The sequence below is a fragment of the Bradyrhizobium sp. Tv2a-2 genome (assembly GCF_000472425.1).
Classification (GTDB): domain Bacteria; phylum Pseudomonadota; class Alphaproteobacteria; order Rhizobiales; family Xanthobacteraceae; genus Bradyrhizobium.
The window spans coordinates 14,247-33,985 of the sequence record NZ_AXAI01000010.1 but is presented as its reverse complement, the minus strand read 5'-3'; the positions used below and the strand labels follow the sequence as shown (position 1 = coordinate 33,985).

Here is a 19,739-nt window from a genome sequence, read left to right as displayed (position 1 = left end):
CTAATAGGCTGGCCCGAGCGCGATGCGCGCGATCGAGCCGTCCCGGGCGATCCCGATGCGCCATTCCGCCGAGCCGTTGGCAAAATGCACCGTGTAGATGTCGCTGCCGAGCTGGGACACACCGCGGAACGACACGGCGCGTAGCGCCCCGAGCCTCGCCACGATCGCCTGGTCCACCGCAAGCGCCTGGCGCGTCTGCGCCGCCACCTCCGACGTCATGTGATCGTAGTCCGGCTCGCCGCGGCCAACCGCCTCGATGTAGTGGCGCAGCATGTCCTCGCTGCCGGCCTGTGGCGTGCTGCGCGGCGCCAGTGCATGTGCGGCGCGGTCGGACGACGGCGCGTCGATCGTGTGATAGCGCGTGCGCTGTCCCGGCAGCAGGATCTCAAGGCAGCGTCCGGCACGATCGGCGACGATCCAGGGCGTGCCGACGGTGGTCAGGATCTGGGACGTCATGTTGTCGCCGACCGCGCCTTGCGTAATGCGCTGGCCGGCGGCGTCCACGCTGGCGAGCTGGATATCGCCGCCGCTGCCGTTATAGAGCGTGAGCTTGATCGGCGTGTTGTCGGCGTGCGCCTTCAGGCCAGCCTCGGTAGTGCACGCGGCGACGCCGCCCGGCTCGTCATTGCCATCGGGGCGGAACAGGACGTCCTCGGCCTTGCCATCGGCGCCGAGCAGCAAGCGAAACTCGGCAAAGCCGTTCGCGAATTTCACGCCATAGATGTCGTAGCCGCCCGGCCCGACGCCGCGGAAGAAGACCTGCTCCACCGCGCCGAGCGAGACGAACATCGCATGCAGCTGGTCGACTTGCCGGCGGATTCTTGCCGCCAGCGACGCGCTCATGCGCTCGTAATTCGGCGTGCCGCGCGCCATGTCCGAAATCCCGCGCAGGATCGCCTCCTTGGTTCCCGGCGTCGGGATCTGGTCGCGGAATTTATCGGGGATCTCGGCCACGCGCCGCGCAAATCCCGCCTCGATCGCCTGCGCCTTGGCTTCATCGATGCGTGCCCCGAGCCGCGCCCCGCGGCCGGGTTCGTAGAAGAGGACGTGATCGGCCTTGCCGTCCCTATCGCCAAGGAAGGCGACGAGATCGCCATCGGCAGCCGCAAAGGCGTTCACACCATCGGGTGCGGCAACAAAAGACGGCCGTCCGGTCTCCTTCAGCGTCAGGCCTGTGCCGTCGCCTGTAACCGCAAGCACGCGGTAGTCGCCGACGCGATACCAGCCGACGAAATTCTCGGGCACTCCCGCATCGGCCGAAAGCTGCGGGCGCGGCAGCTCGACCAGACGATCCGCCTGGATCTGCCGCCCGTTCAACTGCGCGGCCAGATGCGACGATTGCCGCTCGGCATCGAGCGCAAAGCTGAGCGAACCACCGGCCGCCGCATAGGTGGCGGTGCCGCCGCGCGTCACGGTGAGGCGCAGCTTCTGCTGCCCGGTCAATTGCCCGAACAGCTCGTCGCCTTCGCGGAAAACGGCAAACACACTCCGTCCGCCCACGGAATAGAAATTGACGAAGGGCTTTGCCGCCGCGGGCGCGGCAACGGCCTCGGCATCGGGCGCAAGGATCGCCTGCGGCTCGGCACGGTAGGCAATCGTCGCACTGGAGGTGACGGCGAAGGGGGCGATGGCGGCCGCGATCCAGAGCCGTTGCCGCCAGTCCACTTTCCGGGGCATTGCGACCGCAGCGACGATGCGTTCGATGCGGGTGCCGATGGTGGAAATCCTGGCCATCTGCGGCCCGGCCAGCTTCGCGCGTCCGATGTTCTGCACGAGCTCGAGCAGGATCTCGGCATAGGACAGCCTGTCGTCGAGCACCTCGATCGCCTCGGCGTCGCTGATGATCTCGGCAAGCTCCGCAAGCCGGACGAGCTGCCACCAGGCAAAGGGGCTGAACCAGAACAGGGCGCGATTGAGCGAGGCGGCAAGCAGCAGGTAGAAATCGTGGTTGGCGACATGAGCGCTCTCATGGGCCACCACCGCCTCGCGCTTGCGAAAATCCCATTCGTCGAATTCGGCCGGAACCAGAATGATCGATCCGAAGGTGACGGGTCCGTCGATCGCCGGCGTGATGCGTACATCCGCGCTGGCAAGCCAGGGCTCATCGAGCGGCCGCGCATCACGGGCGATCCGCCAGGTGAGGCGCAGCCCGATCACGAGCCGCAGCAACAGGAAGGCGGCGACCATGGCGTAGACCACGGTTGCGATCAGTCGCCAGTCCAGCGCCGCGTGGCCTCTCACCGCGGTTGCGGCCGGCGCGGCGGCTTCGGTCAGGGTCTGGCTCAGGTTCTCGCCGAAGTCCTGCAGCGGCTCCAGCGGAAGCGCTTCAAGCGGCATGATGCGTGCAGGCGCAGCTAGCGGCAAGACATGGCGGGTAAGGGTCAGCGTCGCCCAATCCATCGCCAGCGGCATTGCGAGCGATACCACGAGCACCAGCGCCCACGAGAACATCTGGATGTGCGGGTTGCGCACGCGGAAGACGGCCAATGCGGCCCAGACAATGCCTCCCAGCAGCAAGGAGCGCAGTGCCGCCTCCGCCAGAACGATCAGCATTGTTTTTCGCTCCCGTTTTTTTCCTGCCGCCTCATTTCGTCGCCGCTTTGTTTTTTGCAGCCTTATTTTTTCGCCGCCTTGGCTTTCGCCTTGGCCACCTGGTCGGCCAGCAGCTTCAGCTGCTTCTGGTCGAGCATTTCGTTGTCGACCATGCCGACCAGCACCTCCTCGATCGAGCCATTGCAGAACCAGTCGACAATGCGCTTGACCGCCTTGGCCGCGACCTGTCCGCGCGGTTCAGCGGCCTGGTAGACGTAGGTCCGCCCGTCCACCGTGTGCGTAGTGTAGCCCTTGTCCTCCAGACGCCGCAGCACGGTGCGAACGGTCGATTCCTTGAGGCGGCGCGACAGCCTCTCGCGTACGTCCTCTGCCGTGATTGGCCCGTGAGCCCAAACCAGTTGCATCACCTCGCGTTCGAGATCGCCGAGTTCGGGCAGGCTGTCGTCCATGGGGCACTCGCTATTCTTAAGGCTCTTGTAACGCTACCAATCGTAACATACGTGGGCGGCTTTGCAACGCCGCCGTTCAGATTCCTGACGGTTGGGCTGCTGACGGTCAGGCTGCGGCCGGCGTGACCAGGAAGCCGGCGCGTGGGAAATGCACCACGACATCGCCCGCCGCAGCGTCGTGCCTGGCAATGGCGATGGTCTGCGCCGATGACGCAACGATGCGCCCGCGCACGGGGATTTTCCCATAGTCATCCGGTGTGACGTCGACGAGGTCGCCGACCTTGCGCCCGTTGGGGTCGAGCGGATCGCTCATGTCAGCCGTTTGCGGCGTGCTGTCCCGCGCGATCACCAGCGCGTCGGCAGTGGAGATATCCACTCTCTTGCCATGGCCGATCGCGCGCATCCGTTGTTCCCAGTCGCGCACCCGGGAGAAGCCTTTGAGCAGCTGGTCCGCGACCTGCAGGTTGGAACGCACATACCACACGTTCATGTAGGCGTTGATGTCGAGCAGGCCGCATCGCTCGCCGCACAGAAAGGTGCCCTGATCGGCGAGCTGGCTCTCGATCCAGTCGAGATGCGCGCGATATTGGTCGCGCATCTGCGGAATGGCGGCCTTCATGGCGGCGACATCGAATTTCGCACCGCGCAGCCGCTCGCGGTCCTCGACAAAACTCTGCGGCACGGCGTCCCCCAGCGAGCCGAACACGAGATTGACGGTGTTCTGAAAGAACGACCTATCCGTCCACATCGCGGACGCCCAGCCGATCCCACGATTTCGCTCGGGAAACAGCGAAGGCTCGGCAAATCTCAGCTCGAGCTCGCGCATGATGCATTGCGTGTCGCAATAGATGTCGGCGCCGATCTGCATGACCGGCGTACGGCGATAGCCGCCGGTCAATGGCATCAGGTCGGGCCTCGGCATGATCCGGGAAATGAGCGACGACCGCCAGGCGATCTGCTTGAGGCCGAAGGTCAGGCGGATTTTTTCGGAGAACGGCGACTGCTCGAAATGATGCAGGATAACAGGAGGGCTTTGCGGCATGGGTGCTCCCGCGCGAATGATTGGAGCCGGAAAAGGCCGGCACTATATAGCACAGTGGGCGAGGGTGACGTGGCCGGCCATTTGCAGCTCCAGGTGGCCGGGCTCCAATCAAATTGGTTGGGCCATTCTCGCCAAAACTGGCCCTTCTCCTGGGACCAGTTCCGGGGCATGGTCGCGACATCTTGAGGAGCCGACCGATGTATGTGCCGCCAGCCTTTCGCGAGGACGATCTTGCCGCGATCCATGCGACGATCGACGAAGCCCGCCTGTCGCATCTCGTAACCGCGACCGAGCAGGGGCTGGTCGCGACACCGCTGCCGATGTTCCTGGTCAGGGACGAGGGGCCTTATGGCACGCTGTACGGCCATGTCGCCCGCGCCAACCCGCACTGGAAGCTCGCACCCGCAGGCGAAGCGATGGCGCTGTTCCTCGGTCCGCACGCCTACATCACCCCGAACTGGTATGCGGCCAAGCAGGAGACGCATCGGGTGGTGCCGACCTGGAACTATGTCGCGGTCCATGCCTATGGTCCGGTCGAGTTCTTCGAGGACGCCGAGCGTCTGCGCGACATCGTAACGCGGCTGACCAGACTGCATGAACGCGACAGCGCCACGCCCTGGGAGGTCAAGGACGCACCGGAGCCGTTCGTCGCCGCGCAGCTTCGCGCCATTGTGGGTCTACGGCTGCCGATCACGCGCATCGAAGGCAAGCGCAAGATGAGCCAGAACCGCAGCGCCGAGGATCGTGCGGGTGTCGTGGCTGGTCTGTCTGTCAGCGAACGTAGCTCCGATCGAGAAGTGGCAAAATTGATTCCGGAGTGAAGGCTGCGAGACAAATCGCGCCGTCCTCTCCTCCGGGCTTGACCCGGGCATCCACGTCCCTGGTACTCGCCGGCCCACGTGGATGACCGGGACAAGCCCGGCCAACAAATCCCGACACACTTGTAACTCCCACCGCCTGATCGGCGCGACTAGCTTGTCTCGCGAGCGCAACACGGCGAGCCGAGCAACAATTCGCGCAGCGCCGGTGCGACAGCGAACAGGAGAAGCAGATGGACGGGAACAACGGATTTCACGGAATGACCACGCCTCCAATCGTGTCGGCAGAGGCCTGGGAGGCCGCACGCCAAACGATGCTGGTGAAGGAGAAATCCTTTACCCGCGCGCGCGATGCGCTCGCCGCGGAGCGGCGGCGGATGCCGTGGCAGGCGGTCGAGAAGACATACGCATTCGAGGGACCGGGCGGCAAGCTCGACCTGCTCGACCTGTTCGAGGGCCGGCGGCAGCTGATCGTCTATCGCGCCTTCTTCGAGCCCGGCGTGTTCGGCTGGCCTGATCACGCCTGCCGCGGCTGCTCGCTCGGCGCCGATCAGGTCTCCCATCTCTCGCATCTCAACGTCCGCGACACCACGCTGGTCTACGCCTCGCGGGCGCCGCAGCCGGACATCTCGCGGCTGAAGACGCGGATGGGCTGGGAGATACCCTGGTACACCATCACCGACAGCTTCGATAAGGACTTCGGCGTCGACGAATGGCACGGCCACAACGTGTTTGTCCGTGACGGCGAGCGCGTGTTCCGCACCTATTTCATCAACAATCGCGGCGACGAGGCGATGGGGACGGTCTGGAGCTATCTCGATCTGACCCCGCTCGGCCGCCAGGAGGTCTGGGAGGACTCGCCCGCGGGCTATCCGCAAACCCCGCCATACAAATGGTGGAACTGGCACGACAATTACGAGGCCGAGGCGGCGCCTCACCCGAAATGGGTCGAGGTGTCGGACGCCGGCGAAGCTGCGTTCCGAAAGGACCGCGCATAGGTCCTTCGGCGGGCGCTGGGCGCAGCCGAACGGCCGTCCAGCGCCGGCCTTCGCGAGTCTTTAATCTCCACTCTCTTGATCGGGGCGTCCCGGTAGTGAGGTCAGGAACTGCAGTGCGGCGCCGCGCGTGTCAGGCGAGTTCAGGATTCCGAGATGGGAGGTAGAGAGGACCGGGTCGTATTGTCCCTGGCCGGTCAGGTCGATTGTTTTGGCGCTGGCGAGAGCGGCGCTTTCGGTGAAATCATGCGGGTTGCCGTCGCGATCCTCGGCGGGAACGCCGGGGAGGGAGCCGTCCGGCAGACTGTTGTAGACGAAGTCGGGTGTGCCCGGCTTGTTGCGGATGACCAGGTAACGTGTCGGGCCCGGCGTCTCGCCCCCGGCGTTCAGCACGCCAAGCAACTGGGTGTGGTCTGAGCCGTACTCGTCGCATACCGCGCTGCTCGGCGTGAAGCCGCCGCCGCTCACCAACTGGTAGAAATTGGCCGGGTTGGGCGAGCAGTCGATGATGCCGTGATTGGGGCCGTCGATGGCGACGAGCGCCCGCACCTTGCGATAGGCATTGTCCTGCAGCATCCATTCCCGCGCCACGGTAACGCCGAGACTGTGGGCGACGATGTCGACGCGCTTGGCGCCGGTGAAGTCGAGCACCGCCTGCACGAACTGGCGCAGCATCGGCACCGCCACTGCAGTGGTGTGCGAGATGCCTGAGCGATGGGTGTTGTCCTGCGCAAGGTCGCACTGATCGCCTTGATAGCCGAGCCCCCAGAGTTCGCTTGGGTGATAGCCGTGATCCAGGAAGAATTGCGCGAAGGCCTGGACGCGCCCAAAGGGGTTGCAGGCGGTCGGATACGGAGAATCATTGTTACCATGGAGGAAGATCACCGGGATGCGCTCGACACGGCCGATATCGGAGCCGAAGCCAATCACCGGCTTGCCGAGATAGAAGTTTCCGATCACCGGGAAGTGGTCGGGAAACGTCGTGCCGATTGCGACGCCCTTGCCTGGCGACGCGGCGCTTGCCAATCCCGCGGCGCCAGCCTGCAACAGGACCGCAATGATGGCCGCAATGCGAAGATGTTTTGTTGTCACCGTCCCCTCCCTCGCCAAGTTTTCGCCCGATGTCGCGAGTGCGAAGACTTTCGCGTCGCGACGGAGGCGATTGTTCCGACCCGTAACGAATCGGTCGGCCAAAGCGCCATGTTGTTGAACACACCCTAGTTCAGCGAACAGCTCGGAGACAGGATCACTCTTGGAATTTTTTTCGCGTTCAGCGCGCAGTCGTTTCAAAAGCTTGTCACAAATGCGCGTGCAACCTTCGCGCGTGGTCACGGCACCAAGCGAAGACGGGCACGCTCAAGCATCGGCCTATCCGGCAGGAGTTCACGACGCCAGCGCGGTGCGCAGCATGCGTGCGAGATCGGAGCTGAGATAGGGCTTCGGCAGCAACAGCACGCCGGGGTCGAGGCGGCCGTGATGGACGAGGGCGTTCTCGGTATAGCCGGAGGTGTAGAGCACCTTGAGTTCCGGGCGTCGCTTGAGCGCCTCGGTCGCGAGCTGACGGCCGTTCATTCCCCCGGGGAGCATCACGTCGGTAAACAGTAGATCGATGCGCTCGCCCCGGTCGATGACGGCCAGCGCCTCGGCGGCGTTGCTGGCTGCCAGCGTGTGGTAGCCGAGGCGGCCGATCTGCGTCACGACATATTGCCGGACCAGCGGGTCGTCCTCGACCAGCAGGATGAACTCGTCGCCGCCTTCGCTGCTGGAGATGCCGGTCTCGGCGTCGGACGCCTCCGGCGGCGTCGCAGCCCGCGGCAGATAGAGCTTCACGGTCGTGCCGTGGCCCTCTTCGCTGTAGATATTGATATGTCCGTCCGACTGCTTGACGAAACCATAGACCATGCTCAAGCCCAGCCCGGATCCCTTCCCGGCATCCTTGGTGGTGAAGAACGGCTCGAACACCTTGTCGCGCAGGTTGCCCGGAATTCCGTGCCCTGTGTCGCTCACTGCAATCAGGACATAGTTGCCCGGCCTGACCTCGTTGTTGGCGCGCGCGTAGTTTTCGTCGAGCACGGCATTTTTGGTTTCCAACGTCAATTTGCCGCCGCCGGGCATGGCGTCACGCGCATTGAGGGCGAGGTTGAGGATCGCGGTCGAGAGCTGGCTCGGATCGATCAGGGCGGGCGCCAGATCGTGCGCCAGCATCGATTCGATCTCGATGTCCTCGCCAAGCGTCCGCCGCAGCAGGCGCCCGGCATCAACGACCAGCGCATTGATGTCTGTCGAGCGCGGCTGGAGTGGCTGGCGGCGGCTGAAGGCCAGCAGGTGCTTGGTCAGATCCGCGCCCCTTGCCGCGGCCGCGCTGATCAGATCGGCGATCTGGGCGAGATGCGGTCGGTCCTTGACCGCATCGCCGAGGATTTCGATCGTTCCGGTGATCACGGTGAGGATGTTGTTGAAGTCGTGCGCGACGCCGCCGGTGAGCTGGCCGATCGCCTCCATCTTCTGCGCTTGCCGGACCTGGGCCTCATTGGCCTCGATCTCCTGAAAACGCTTGACCATGGCCTCGGCCTTGCGGCGCTGCCGGATCTCCTCCTCCAGCGCCGTATAGGCTTCGGCAAGCTGGATCCGTGTGGGCAGCACCAGGAGCCGCGGCAGCATCAGCAGCAGGGCCGCCGTGATCGCGAGCGCGATCGGCGCAAGCAGGCCTTTGGTGATAGCCTCGATCTGGTAAGCGGGCACCCACACGGTGAGGATCGATTCCAGCCGGGTCACGCCGCAGACCACGGCGAAGATCGCAAACACCCAGAGCACGCCGCCGAACATGACGTGGTGGCGCCGCCGCCAGACGAAGAACCCAAGCACGAAAGCCGTGGCAAAGAAGGCGACCGCCACCATCGCGTCGGAAACGACGTTCAGCCAGATCAATTCCGGCGTCCACAGCAGGCACGCGCCATGGGGAATAAGCGTCGACATGTCCGGGACAGCTCCACGAAAAGGCTTAAACGCGTGCAGTGCAATCCGCTCCGTCCCTCAAGGACGATCGATCAAATCATTCAGCTTTTTGGTCGGCCGTGCAAGCGCAACGCCCGCGAGGGGCTGCTTCCACGAATCGAGCTGATGAAGATGCCTGCTCGTGGGGGCGAACCCCTCACCTGGATCGCATCTTGCGATGCAATCCCGCCTCTCCCGCAAGGGGAGGGGCGATCCTTACGCTACGGCTGGCTAACCATGCATCCCGACCGCGGGCTTAAATGGTGGTGGGTCATCTCGCGGAGGCGTCGGCGCGTAGCGATCAAGCCGCATCGTGAAGGTTGCGCGGCTCCGGCTTATCGGGCGCAGGCTACTTACGTAACCGAACATGTTCATGAGCGGCACTAGCGCGTTGATCGCGATGACGTTGCCGCGCTCGGCCTGAGACTGGATTTGCCCGCGCCGCAAATTCAGGTCCCTGATAATGGGCGCGACACAGTCCTCCGGTGTCAGCACCTCGACTTTCATGATCGGCTCGAGCAGCACGGGCCGCGCCTTCTGCAGCGCCTCGCGAAACGCCACGCGCGCGGCGATCTCAAAAGCCTGCGTCGACGAGTCGACGTCGTGATACGTGGTGTCGATCAGAGCGACCTTGATATCGACCACCGGAAAGCCGGCGACCACGCCCGAAGGAAGCACGCTCTCGATCCCCTTTTCGATGCCAGGGATATATTCCTTTGGAATCGTCCCACCTGCGATCCTAGACTCGAACTGATAGCCCATTCCCGGCTCATTCGGCTCGACGCGCAGCCGGACGGCCGCGAATTGACCGGAGCCGCCCGACTGCTTTTTGTGAGTGTACTCCACTTCGGCCGACTCCGTGATGCATTCGAGGAATGCCACCTGAGGTGCACCGATCCTGAAATTGACGTTGTAGCTCCGTCTGAGGATGTCGACCTTGGCATCGAGATGAAGTTCGCTCGCGCCCTTCATAACGGTCTGTCCGGACTCGTAGTCAGTCGAGATTTTGAACGTCGGGTCCTCGGCCGCCAGCTTTACCAGCGCAGCAAGGAGCTTCTCCCCGTCGGCTTTCGACTTCGGCTCGATCGCGACCTCGACCAGCCCTGGCTGGGTGTCTTCGGCCATTGCATACGGATTGATCTTGGGATGGCCGGATTTCCAGCTCACCCATTCCTCCGCATCGCGAAGCGAAACAAAGTCAGCAATCGGGCGATCGATGAGGTCGGGCCGGCGGTCGATGACACGCCAGCCACCCTCTTGAAGACGTTGGATAATGAAAGATTCCACGGGCAAGGTCATGTTGGCGAATATCGCATCGGACCAGGTGATCAGCGCGTTTTGCGCTATTCAGACATGAACTTCGCGGGTGCGCTAGGCAAGTTTGAGTTCCACCTGAGATTAACATTGTTCTCCCGAACATCCCGGAATTTGTTCGAAATCATTTGAGGCTCCGGTTGGTCCGAATATTCGTGCGCCCGCCTTGGCTTCGCGTTTCGCCCTAGGATTGCGTGGTTCGCCCGTCGGGCAAAATCGTCTCGATTTGCGCGTCAGGCCGCCCAGTACGCTGTTCGGCAGCTAAAAAAACGCCGGCGCGAAAAATCGAATTTCGTTTGTCCGTTCAAGCGGATTTGGGTCGTCCAGTCCCCCACGCCAAAATATTCTTCTTTCGCTTTTCTGGAAATTGATGTTCACTTCGCCCGTTCCGCGCCGACACCAGGGGCGTATCGCGATCGTCACGAACGTGGTGCGGAATGCGGTGGACGCGGGCCGTGCCGATCGACGAGCGGCATGGACGCGGACGGCGAAGTGGTGTGGTCCTGGCGCGCCCATGCAGGCGCCAAGTTCTCGCGCAAGATGATGCGCGACAGCGACGGTGGCAAACGCTGGTTCACCGGGGAGAGTACCTATAAGCCGTAAACCATCGCGCGGGGAAGGCCGGTTGTCACCGCCTGTACCTGTGGTCGACGCGCTTTCGCGCAAATTTTTTGCGCGGAGGCCCCGGGTGCATGCGGCCACCCGGCCTTCCCCGCTCCCTCTGCTTTTAGAGGAGGTGAAGTGAGATGCAAAGCTCGGGCGAAAATGCGCCGCGAGGGTGTGGATGCGTGTCCCAACCGTCACTGCGCGGAGCGTCAGCCTGGCTGCTATCTAAATTGCTTTTGAAACTTATGCGAGGGATTGCGGAGGCGCCGATCTGGTTCTCTGTTATTTGTGTTTGACGCTATTTCAAGTGGAATTGATGATTAATTACAATGTATGTTATCTGCCGCGGCTATAGGAATCCGTGTAAATGATGTAGCACCCATAAGTTGAACGCTGCAACTTCGTCTGCGTTTACTTAAGGTCAAGTGTGACGTGAGATCGTTGATGTTCCTCTGCTGGGCCCAAACGACGTGCTTGTCCTCGTGATGGCGGCGGGGGTGAACGACAACGGCATATGGGCGGCGCTCGGCCATCCGGTATCACCGTTAGATTTCCACAACGAGCCGTTCCACATCGCCGGCTCCGATGCAGCTGGAATCGTCTGGGCTGTCGGTTCGAACGTTCGATCTTGGCGTCCGGGCGATGAGGTGGTCGCCCATTGCTGTCAGGTCAGTGGCGACGATGAGGAATGCAATGGCGGCGATCCGATGCTGTCGCTGTCACAGCGCATATGGGGATACGAGACGTCGTTCGGCGCCTTCGCTCAATTCACGCGCATTCAAGCCACGCAGCTTTTGCCTCGTCCCAGACATCTGAGTTGGGAAGCGAGCGCCTGGGCAATGACGCATGTTCGGATAATCCGCGCAATCGACTGATGTCGGCAAATCCACCGCGCAACAATATCGCTGCATACCACCCGGTATCAGTGCCGGGTGATCCATTTCGCATGTCTTGTGAGATCAAGGAGACAGACGATGACCGGTGCTGAAGCAGTTCTCGAGCTGATCCGCAAATGGGCGGCAGATCATGAAATGGGAATGCCGTCCGATATCAACCAGACCTTCGACGCTTCCGGTTTCGACTCCATGCACCCGGTCGAGCTGGCTTTCTTTCTCGAAGACAAGTTGGGCATCCCTGTCGATGAAACAGTGATCTTGGAGAAGGCGACTTTCGCAGCGCTCGCGCAACACTTGGCGGAGCGTACGGGCGCCCTGAAACCGAGCGAGGGCAAAAACCCGACCAGCGGAGACCAGCCGATCGCCGACGCCGGCGATTGGTGACGTATTCGAGGACGCGTGACATCTCGGTAGGAAAGTCAATGCAATGAATGGTCCAGCCCACGACGAAGGCGTCTCCGCCGTTGATCCGGTTGCCATCATCGGAATGGCGTTTCGGCTTCCAGGCGGCAACGACACGTCGTCCGCGCTCTGGCAATTCATCAAGGGCGGGAAGGTGGCGATCCGCGAGACCCCAGCCGACCGTTTCGATATCGACAAATACCATTCGACCGATCCCGACCTTTCCGGCACGACCTATTCACGGCGCGCCGGCTATGTCGACGATCCCTATCTCTTCGATCCAGAATTCTTCCGCATCTCGATGGCGGAAGCCATGGAGATGGATCCTCAGCAGCGCTGGATGCTGCAGCTATGCTGGAGCGCGCTGGAGAATGCGGCAATTGTCCCCTCGACGTTGCGCGGCCAGCGCGTCGGTTTGTTCCTCACGGCCGGCGATGTCGATTATGCTCGCCGGACGGTCGGCTCGGGCGATCCACACCGCATCACGTTCTACGGCAAGCTAGGGGCCAATCGCGCCGTTGGCGTTGGTCGGGTCGCCTACACGCTCGGTCTCCAAGGGCCGGCGATCTATGTGGATTCGGCTTGCTCGGCCTCGCTGGTCGCGGTGCATCTCGCAGCGCAGAGCCTACGCTGCGGCGATTGCGACCTGGCGTTTGCCGGCGGCGTCAATCTCATCCTCGGTCCGGAGGAAACGATCGGATTCGCCCGCCTCAGGGCGATGTCGACCACCGACAGCTGCCGGACCTTCGACAGTGCCGCCAACGGCTACATCCGCGGCGAAGGAGGCGCGGTTGTCGTTCTCAGGCGAGCGCGCGATGCAGCAGCGAACAACGACCGGGTCGAGGCGCTGCTGGTCGGATCATCGGTCAACAATGACGGCGCCAGCAACGGCCTGACGGCTCCGAACGTCGCCGCCCAGGAAGCGGTGATACGGCAGGCGCTGAGGCACGCCGGCGCCAAGCCGGAGGATGTCGCCTATGTCGAGGTGCACGGCACCGGCACCTCGCTTGGCGACCCCATCGAGCTCACCGCGCTGCGCAACGTTTACGCGACGTCAGCAAAGCGCGCGCCGCTGATAGCGAACGCGATCGCGTTCGCGCGCCGAGTGTCGTGCCCGATCCGCGCGCCTATCCGCTACGCGCTCGCGCTGCGGGCCCAGAACGCCAAAAGCGTCGAGGAGGCGCTCGACCGATTGAGCGTCGTGAGCGCCGGTCCGGTTAGCGCAGTTGGCTTCGACAGCGATCACTTTTCGATCATGCGGGCGCCAGCCATCCAAGGCGTTGCCGGCTTTCTTGGCGCTGCGCCGATGTACCGGGAACGGGCGTTGCCGATGGTAGCCGAATAACGGGGAGCGAAGACACAGGTGGGTCAATCACGCATGCCAAATCTCTTGGAAGCTATCGTAGCCCGTCCCCTGAAACTTCATGGCGGCAGAGCTTAATGATGAACACTCTCCATCACCTTCGGGCAGCGACGAGGGGTTACTGCTTTGAGGATCTTGCGGTGGGAATGTCCGCGAGTTTCGCCAAGACGGTGACAGAGGCGGACATCCTGCTGTTCTCCGGTGTGTGCGGCGATACCAACCCGCTCCATCTCAACCAGGTCTATGCCGAGACGACCCGTTTCAAGGGCCGTATTTCGCAAGGGATGCTGAGTGCCGGTCTCATCTCGGCGGTGATCGGCACGCGGCTGCCAGGGCCAGGGTCGATCTACGTCTCGCAAAACTTGCGGTTCACTGCGCCGGTTCGGCCTGGAGATACGGTCACGGCGCGGGTCACTGTTGCCGAACTGATACCTGAGCGCAACTGCACGATACTGCGGACCCGATGCACCGTCGGGGACCAGATCGTGATCAAAGGTGAAGCCGTGGTGCTGGTGCCCTCGAACCAACACCAGCCGGCTCCAGGGGACGCAGTTTGAATGGAGGCCTAGCGGTGCTCAGCGTGAAAAAAATTGAAAGTCCACACCTCGCGGCCGCCGGCCTGGATGGCGATCTCAGTGAGGAAGAGCTGGCGTTTCAGGCCAACGTCAGGCGCTTTGCACTTCAAGTCATGCGTCCCGCCGCGCAGGAAAACCTTCGAGAAGCATTGCGGCTGTCTCTTGTGGGAGTCCAACTCCGACTAGTTTGGAGCCCAGCTCGTGCTTTCGGTTCGATCTGGACGTCAACAGGTGATTTAGTTAGCGGCCAAGCAAACTAAAATTCCGGCAGCGGCTCTGATCGCTTCGTTTCGCTCGCAACGACGGGCGAGATGCGTCTACCACCGAACGCCGCAGATGCATTCCGCGGTAGGGGGCCTGGCTCGCGCTTCGCTTGGCCGGGACGACGATTATGAGTGACAAGCCCGGCTCAGCTCGCCGCTTCCAGCCGCACTTCCGTGAGCAGCCGCATCGCGGCGTCGGCGTCCATGGGCTCGCCGAAGGCAAAGCCTTGGGCGTATTCACAGCCGAGTTGGTAGAGCTCGACCGCATCGGAGTCGGTCTCGGCGCCTTCGGCAACGACGTCCATGCCGAGGTCGTGGGCGAGCGCGATGATCGATTTCAGGATCACCGGGCGCGTGCCGCGGCTGGTGGTGCGGACGAAGGACTGGTCGATCTTGATGGTATCGAAGGGGAAGCGCTGCAGATAAGACAGCGAGGAATGGCCGGTGCCGAAATCGTCGAGCGACAGCCCGGTGCCGAGGTCACGGATGCGGGTCAGCATCTGCGCGGCGTGCTCCGGATTCTCCATCACAAGCGATTCCGTCAGTTCAAGCTTCAGCGTGCCGCGCGCGACCGAGGAGCGCGACAGCACGGTGCGGATGTCGTGGATCAGGTCATGCCGCAGCAATTGCCGGGAGGAGACGTTGACGGAGGCGAAGATCGGGTCGCGGGCGCGCATCGCGCGCTGCCAGATCGACAACTGCCGCGCGGTCTGGTCGAGCACGAAGGTCCCGAGATCGACGATCAGGCCGATCTCTTCGGCGACGGTGATGAACTCGATCGGCGACATCCGCCCGAGTTTCGGATGTTCCCAGCGAGCCAGCGCCTCGAAGCCCGCGATGGAGCGATCCTCCAGCCGCACGATCGGCTGGTAGAGGATCGATATCTCCTCGCGCTCGATGGCGCGGCGCAATTCGCTCTCGAGCGTCAGGCGGTCCGTCTTCCGCGCGCGCATCGCAGGCTTGTAGACGTCGATGCGGTCGCCGCCGATCCGCTTGGAGTGATACATCGCAAGCTCGGCGTCCTTGATGATGTCGTCGGAGAGCTGCGTCTGCGGATCGGACAGCGCGAGCCCGATCGAGGCGGTGAGAAAGATCTCGCGGTCATTGAAGGCGATCGGCGCGCGGATGGTCTTGCGGATGGTCTCGGCAAAGGCGGTGATGCGTGCGGGGTCCTGCTCGGAGAGCAGGATCAGGCCGAACTGGTCGCCGGCCATGCGCGCCAGCGTGTCCTGCGGCTTGAGGATGCGGGTGAGGCGGCGGGCGAGCGTGAGCAGAATGGAATCGCCGACCGCAATGCCGACGGAATCATTGACCTGCTTGAAGCGGTCGAGATCGATCACCATCAAGGTCGGCCGCAAGCTGGGCATGGTCTTCGCGAGAGTCGCCACCGCATTGAGGCGGTCGAGGAACAGCCTGCGGTTCGGCAGGCCGGTGAGGTTGTCGTGCACGGAATCGTGCAGCATGCGCTCTTCGGCGTTGCGGATCTCGGTGACGTCGGTGAGCGTGCCGACCACGCGGGAGACCTCGCCGTCGGAGCCGACCACGGGGCGTGCTTTGAGCGCAAACCACATGAAGTGGCCGTCGGGCGTGCGCAGGCGGAAATCCTGCACCAGCCGGCCGCGGCGCTGGTCGAGCACGCTGTCGAGCGCGGCGCGGAAGCGGTCCTGGTCCAGTGGATGCAGCACTTCCAGCCATTTGGCGGCGGGGCCTTCCAGCGCGCCGCGCTTCAGCCCGAGCAGGCTCTCCGTTTCCGGGCTGGTGAAGACCTTGTCGGCGGAGACGTCCCAGTCCCAGATCAGATCACCCGAGCCGGTCAGCGCCAGTGCGCGGCGCTCGACATCGGAGACGACGCCGGTGGTGGCGCCGCCGCCGGCAAACGCATGCTGCATCACCGTAAATCCGATGAGCATCACGATCAGCACCAGGCCGCCGAGCAGAGCGGGGCCGACGATGTCGTTGGTGACGGAGCCCGCAATGGTCATGCCGGCTGCGACCACCCAGACCACGAGCAGGAACCAGGTCGGGATCAGCAGCACCGCGCGGTCGAAGCCGTGGGTCGAGAGATAGACGATCAGCGCAAAGCCGGCGAAGGCGATCATGACCAGCGACATGCGGGCGATGCCGGAGGCGACCGCCGGATCGAACAGGGCGAGCGCCACCAGGGAGCCCAGGAAGAACAGCCAGCCAAGCGTGATGTGGGAGTAGCGCACATGCCAGCGGCTGAGATTCAAATAGGCGAACAGGAACACCAGCAGTGTCGCGGCGAGAATGGCTTCGCCCGCCGCGCGCCAGACGCGCTCGGCGTTGTTCGACATGTCGAGCACCTTGCCCCAGAAGCCGAAATCGACGCCGATATAGACCAGCACCGCCCAGGCGAGCGCGGCTGCCGCCGGGAACATGATGCTGCCCTTCACCACGAACAGGATGGTAAGCACCAGCGCCAGCAGGCCGGAGATGCCGATCACGATGCCTTGGTAGAGGGTGAAGGAGTTGACCTTGTCCTTGTAGGCGTCGGGCTCCCACAGGTAGAGTTGCGGCAGCTTGTCGGTGCGCAGCTCCGCGACGAAGGTGACGACGGCGCCGGGGTCGAGGGTGATACGGAAGACGTCGGCGGTCGGGCTCTCCTGGCGGTCGGGGCGGTCGCCGGTCGAGGGCGTGATGGTCGCGATGCGCGACAGGCCGAGGTCGGGCCACAGCAGGCCGGAGCCGACCACGCGGTAATGCGGTGCGACGATCAGGCGGTCGAGCTGGTCGTCGGTGTTGTTGGCGAGCGCGAACACCACCCAATACTGGCCGCCTTCGCGGGCCCGCACCTCGATGCGGCGCACGATGCCGTCGGTGCCGGGCGCAGTGGAGACCTGAACGCGATCGGTGTCGCTGTGGAGATGCTCAAGCACTCCGGTCAGGTCGATAGCAGGCGCGTCACTGCGGACGCTGACGGCGTCGAGTGCAGATGCCGGCGAAGCCGCAACAGCAATCATGAGGCCGAGCGCAAACAGCGCAAGGCACCTGATCAGGCGCAATGTCAGTTCTCCGCGTTCGACGCTTATGCCGACATGACAAGAGTTAAAGCGAAAAACGCACCCCCAACCCCAGAGCCGATGCGTTCGTGTGGTGAACGATCATTGCCACGAAAGCGAAAGGAATCAAAGACTTTCCAGACGGGCAGGCAGTGGCCGGCATCACGCCAGCAACACAATTTTGCCAATATGTGCGGAGCTCTCGATGCGCCGGTGCGCATCGGCGGCTTTTTCAAGCGGAAAACTGCTGTCCATCAGCGGTTTGATGCGACCTTCGCGCAAAAACCGCATCGCCTTGGCCTCGATCGCCGCGACCATCGCCGCCTTGTCCGCGTTACTACGGGGGCGAAGCGTGGAGCCGGTGTGGGTGAGGCGCTTCACCATCAGCCGGGTGAAGTTGACGGTCGCCTTGGGCGCGCCGAGGAAAGCGATCTGGACGATGCGGCCATCGATCGCCGCGGCATCATAATTGCGCTCGATATAATCGCCGCCGACCATGTCGAGGATGACATCAACGCCATGGCCGCCGGTTGCGGCCTTCACCTCGGCGACGAAATCTTCGCTCTTGTAGTTGATGGCGCGGTCGGCGCCGAGCTTGAGGCACGCGTCCGCCTTTTCCTTGGAACCGACGGTGACGATCACCTTGGCGCCGAAGGCTTTCGCAAGCTGGATCGCCATGGTGCCGATGCCGGAGGAGCCGCCATGGATCAGCAGCGTCTCGTTCGGCTTCAACGCGCCGCGCTCGAACACATTGTGCCAGACCGTCATCAAGGTTTCCGGCGTGGCGCCGGCTTCCGCAATCGAGAACGACGGCGGCACCGCCATCGCCTGGGCGTCCTGGGCAATGCAATATTGGGCATAGCCGCCGCCGGCGACGAGCGACATCACCTTGTCGCCGAGCTTGTGCTTTTTGGCATTGGAGCCCACGGCCACCACTTCGCCGGCGACTTCGAGACCCGGCAGGTCGGATGCGCCGGGCGGCGGCGGATAGGAACCGGAGCGCTGCGAGACGTCGGGACGGTTGACGCCTGCGGCCTCGACCTTGATCAGGATCTCGTCGGCACCGGGCGTCGGGACCGGGCGCGTTTCGGGAATGAGCACCTCCGGACCGCCGGGCTTGGAAATGGCGACGACGATCATTTGCGCGGGCAGCTTTTCCATGGTTTGTCCTTGGGGCAAACGCTTCAGTATTGGGTCGCTTTGATTAGCCAGCCGGGGGGTTGCTGGCAACCGCTTCGAAAGCGACGAGATGAGGGAGGCTTGCGATGGCGAGCGAGGACGACGATCGGCCGCGGAAGAAGATCAGCCACGAGATCGGGCAGGACCTGTCCCTGTTGTCGGTGGAGGAATTGGGCGAGCGCATTGCGCTGCTGACCAGCGAGATCGAGCGGCTGAAGGAGGCGATGACCAAAAAGCGCGCCTCGCGCGAGGCGGCCAACAGCGTCTTCAAGTCGTGACTGGCGTGGGCGTTGTCGCATGTTGCAGTGCGGCTCGGCCACTGGCCGACATGGCTAACGCAACTTAAAAAAAGCGCCGTGTTTACGATCGATTAAGCTTTCACCTTTATGACTGGCATCGTCCTCGTTTGGACACCGAGTGGCTCCTGTCCACTCTGTTTGACGCCTCCCTGTTATCAACTCTCAAAGCCGCCGCTTTCGGCGGCTTTTTTTTGCTTTGCGCATTTTGGCCGGAAAGCTGTACCAATTCCGCACTCTGCCACGCATGTGCCATGGCCGCCGCCGCAGAGCTCGTAAACCTTAAATTCCCTTGTCACTGGACTCCCGGTCAACGGCGAGCAATGATTTGTTCATCATAAGCCGGCGCAAAGCCGGCCAGCGTACACAGTGGCGTAAGAGGCGTTAACCATGTCCGAGCGTTCGCATAGCGACAGCCATTTGGTTCAATTCAGCGAGCGGCTCACCAATTCGGCGGCGTTCAGTAGCCTGTTTCGCGAAGGCATGGACCTTGTCGAGGAGACCGCCGCCTATCTCGACGGCGACGGCCGCACCGAAGCCAAGGCGCTCGACCGCGCGGTGAGCCTCACTTACGCGACCGAGAGCATGCGGCTGACCACGCGGCTGATGCAGCTCGCCTCCTGGCTGTTGCTGCATCGCGCGGTGAAGGAAGGCGAGATGACGCTGACCCAGGCCAACCGCGAGAAGACCAAGGTCAAGCTGTCGGCGGCCGATCCCGGTCCGACCGACATGATCGAGAAGCTGCCGGCGCAATTGCAGGAGCTGATCGCCCGCTCGATGAGCTTGCAGGTGCGGGTGCGCCGGCTCGACAACTCCATTCACGCCGCGCCGCCCGAGCGCAGTGCGATCGGCAATCCTCTGGTGCCGCAGCTGAACGCCCTGAAAGCCGCGTTCGAGCAGTAAGCTCTCCAGTTCGACGGTCTCCGGAATGACGCAGGCTCAAAACAGAACGCCCCCGCGAACCGCGGGGGCGT

Annotated in this window: 16 protein-coding genes and 2 pseudogenes; 10 read left to right on the top strand and 8 right to left on the bottom strand. The window is 63.3% G+C overall.

The annotated features are described in order from the left end of the window. The 3 genes from A3AI_RS0121475 to A3AI_RS0121465 form a co-directional block, all read right to left on the bottom strand. On the bottom strand, positions 1-2,553 hold the full coding sequence (locus tag A3AI_RS0121475) for a M56 family metallopeptidase (RefSeq protein ID WP_024517546.1): 2,553 nt from the start codon (positions 2,551-2,553) through the stop codon (positions 1-3). 62 nt (positions 2,554-2,615) lie between these two features. Continuing rightward, positions 2,616-3,002 carry a BlaI/MecI/CopY family transcriptional regulator gene (locus A3AI_RS0121470; RefSeq protein WP_024517545.1) on the bottom strand — a complete coding sequence of 129 codons (387 nt, stop codon included), beginning with the start codon at positions 3,000-3,002 and terminating at the stop codon, positions 2,616-2,618. 106 nt (positions 3,003-3,108) lie between these two features. Continuing rightward, positions 3,109-4,044 (bottom strand): glutathione S-transferase family protein, encoded by a 936-nt coding sequence (locus A3AI_RS0121465; RefSeq protein ID WP_024517544.1) that lies wholly within the window; start codon positions 4,042-4,044, stop codon positions 3,109-3,111. 197 nt (positions 4,045-4,241) lie between these two features. On the opposite strand from A3AI_RS0121465, the gene A3AI_RS0121460 reads away from it, so the two are divergent. Both A3AI_RS0121460 and A3AI_RS0121455 read left to right on the top strand, forming a co-directional pair. Further along, complete coding sequence (locus tag A3AI_RS0121460) at positions 4,242-4,865, top strand: FMN-binding negative transcriptional regulator (protein WP_024517543.1); 624 nt, start codon at positions 4,242-4,244, stop codon at positions 4,863-4,865. Positions 4,866-5,122: 257 nt separating this feature from the next. Then, the gene (locus A3AI_RS0121455) at positions 5,123-5,860 is read left to right on the top strand and encodes a DUF899 domain-containing protein (RefSeq protein WP_024517542.1); all 738 of its coding nucleotides are present in this window, start codon (positions 5,123-5,125) and stop codon (positions 5,858-5,860) included. Positions 5,861-5,920: 60 nt separating this feature from the next. Here A3AI_RS0121455 and A3AI_RS45415 read toward each other — a convergent pair whose 3' ends face one another. The 3 genes and pseudogenes from A3AI_RS45415 to A3AI_RS43245 all read right to left on the bottom strand — a co-directional run. Then, positions 5,921-6,949, bottom strand: a complete 1,029-nt coding sequence (locus A3AI_RS45415; RefSeq protein WP_051382465.1) for an alpha/beta hydrolase family protein — start codon at positions 6,947-6,949, stop codon at positions 5,921-5,923. Positions 6,950-7,240: 291 nt separating this feature from the next. Continuing rightward, on the bottom strand, positions 7,241-8,833 hold the full coding sequence (locus tag A3AI_RS0121445; protein WP_024517540.1) for an ATP-binding protein: 1,593 nt from the start codon (positions 8,831-8,833) through the stop codon (positions 7,241-7,243). Positions 8,834-9,082: 249 nt separating this feature from the next. Beyond that, positions 9,083-9,952: pseudogene (locus tag A3AI_RS43245) on the bottom strand (translation factor GTPase family protein); the annotation flags it as partial. A 687-nt stretch (positions 9,953-10,639) separates the two neighbouring features. On the opposite strand from A3AI_RS43245, the gene A3AI_RS49995 reads away from it, so the two are divergent. From A3AI_RS49995 to A3AI_RS47785, 6 genes and pseudogenes are all read left to right on the top strand, one after another. Beyond that, entirely contained in the window at positions 10,640-10,768 is a 129-nt protein-coding gene (locus A3AI_RS49995; protein ID WP_283807255.1) for a hypothetical protein, read from the top strand. A gap of 467 nt (positions 10,769-11,235) precedes the next feature. After that, positions 11,236-11,604, top strand: a pseudogene (locus A3AI_RS0121430) (alcohol dehydrogenase catalytic domain-containing protein); the annotation flags it as partial. A 141-nt stretch (positions 11,605-11,745) separates the two neighbouring features. Then, positions 11,746-12,051, top strand: coding sequence for an acyl carrier protein (locus A3AI_RS0121425; protein WP_024517537.1), 306 nt, complete (start codon positions 11,746-11,748; stop codon positions 12,049-12,051). A gap of 43 nt (positions 12,052-12,094) precedes the next feature. Then, positions 12,095-13,414, top strand: a complete 1,320-nt coding sequence (locus tag A3AI_RS0121420) for a beta-ketoacyl [acyl carrier protein] synthase domain-containing protein (RefSeq protein ID WP_024517536.1) — start codon at positions 12,095-12,097, stop codon at positions 13,412-13,414. 164 nt (positions 13,415-13,578) lie between these two features. Next, entirely contained in the window at positions 13,579-13,989 is a 411-nt protein-coding gene (locus A3AI_RS0121415; RefSeq protein WP_245286927.1) for a MaoC family dehydratase, read from the top strand. 14 nt (positions 13,990-14,003) lie between these two features. Continuing rightward, positions 14,004-14,267, top strand: coding sequence for a hypothetical protein (locus A3AI_RS47785; RefSeq protein ID WP_156927878.1), 264 nt, complete (start codon positions 14,004-14,006; stop codon positions 14,265-14,267). Between the two features lie 149 nt (positions 14,268-14,416). Here A3AI_RS47785 and A3AI_RS0121405 read toward each other — a convergent pair whose 3' ends face one another. Further along, on the bottom strand, positions 14,417-17,293 hold the full coding sequence (locus A3AI_RS0121405) for an EAL domain-containing protein (protein WP_024517534.1): 2,877 nt from the start codon (positions 17,291-17,293) through the stop codon (positions 14,417-14,419). A gap of 159 nt (positions 17,294-17,452) precedes the next feature. Continuing rightward, positions 17,453-18,451 (bottom strand): NAD(P)H-quinone oxidoreductase, encoded by a 999-nt coding sequence (locus tag A3AI_RS0121400; protein ID WP_024517533.1) that lies wholly within the window; start codon positions 18,449-18,451, stop codon positions 17,453-17,455. Positions 18,452-18,555: 104 nt separating this feature from the next. Between A3AI_RS0121400 and A3AI_RS0121395 the strand changes: the two genes are divergently transcribed. Together A3AI_RS0121395 and rcdA are read left to right on the top strand one after the other, a co-directional pair. Beyond that, on the top strand, positions 18,556-18,747 hold the full coding sequence (locus A3AI_RS0121395) for a DUF1192 domain-containing protein (RefSeq protein WP_024517532.1): 192 nt from the start codon (positions 18,556-18,558) through the stop codon (positions 18,745-18,747). A 408-nt stretch (positions 18,748-19,155) separates the two neighbouring features. Then, the gene (rcdA, locus tag A3AI_RS0121390) at positions 19,156-19,668 is read left to right on the top strand and encodes a protease adaptor protein RcdA (protein ID WP_024517531.1); all 513 of its coding nucleotides are present in this window, start codon (positions 19,156-19,158) and stop codon (positions 19,666-19,668) included. Positions 19,669-19,739: the final 71 nt, after the last annotated feature.

What these genes read in the sequence shown, in the direction of transcription:
- A3AI_RS0121475 (WP_024517546.1), bottom strand. Translation starts at nt 2,553, where the DNA reads ATGCTGATCGTTCTGGCGGAGGCGGCACTGCGCTCCTTGCTGCTGGGA.
- A3AI_RS0121415 (WP_245286927.1), top strand. Translation starts at nt 13,579, where the DNA reads ATGTCCGCGAGTTTCGCCAAGACGGTGACAGAGGCGGACATCCTGCTG.
- A3AI_RS0121425 (WP_024517537.1), top strand. Translation starts at nt 11,746, where the DNA reads ATGACCGGTGCTGAAGCAGTTCTCGAGCTGATCCGCAAATGGGCGGCA.
- A3AI_RS0121445 (WP_024517540.1), bottom strand. Translation starts at nt 8,833, where the DNA reads ATGTCGACGCTTATTCCCCATGGCGCGTGCCTGCTGTGGACGCCGGAA.
- A3AI_RS0121400 (WP_024517533.1), bottom strand. Translation starts at nt 18,451, where the DNA reads ATGGAAAAGCTGCCCGCGCAAATGATCGTCGTCGCCATTTCCAAGCCC.
- A3AI_RS0121460 (WP_024517543.1), top strand. Translation starts at nt 4,242, where the DNA reads ATGTATGTGCCGCCAGCCTTTCGCGAGGACGATCTTGCCGCGATCCAT.
- A3AI_RS49995 (WP_283807255.1), top strand. Translation starts at nt 10,640, where the DNA reads ATGGACGCGGACGGCGAAGTGGTGTGGTCCTGGCGCGCCCATGCAGGC.
- rcdA (WP_024517531.1), top strand. Translation starts at nt 19,156, where the DNA reads ATGTCCGAGCGTTCGCATAGCGACAGCCATTTGGTTCAATTCAGCGAG.
- A3AI_RS0121455 (WP_024517542.1), top strand. Translation starts at nt 5,123, where the DNA reads ATGACCACGCCTCCAATCGTGTCGGCAGAGGCCTGGGAGGCCGCACGC.
- A3AI_RS0121420 (WP_024517536.1), top strand. Translation starts at nt 12,095, where the DNA reads ATGAATGGTCCAGCCCACGACGAAGGCGTCTCCGCCGTTGATCCGGTT.
- A3AI_RS0121395 (WP_024517532.1), top strand. Translation starts at nt 18,556, where the DNA reads ATGGCGAGCGAGGACGACGATCGGCCGCGGAAGAAGATCAGCCACGAG.
- A3AI_RS0121465 (WP_024517544.1), bottom strand. Translation starts at nt 4,044, where the DNA reads ATGCCGCAAAGCCCTCCTGTTATCCTGCATCATTTCGAGCAGTCGCCG.
- A3AI_RS0121470 (WP_024517545.1), bottom strand. Translation starts at nt 3,002, where the DNA reads ATGGACGACAGCCTGCCCGAACTCGGCGATCTCGAACGCGAGGTGATG.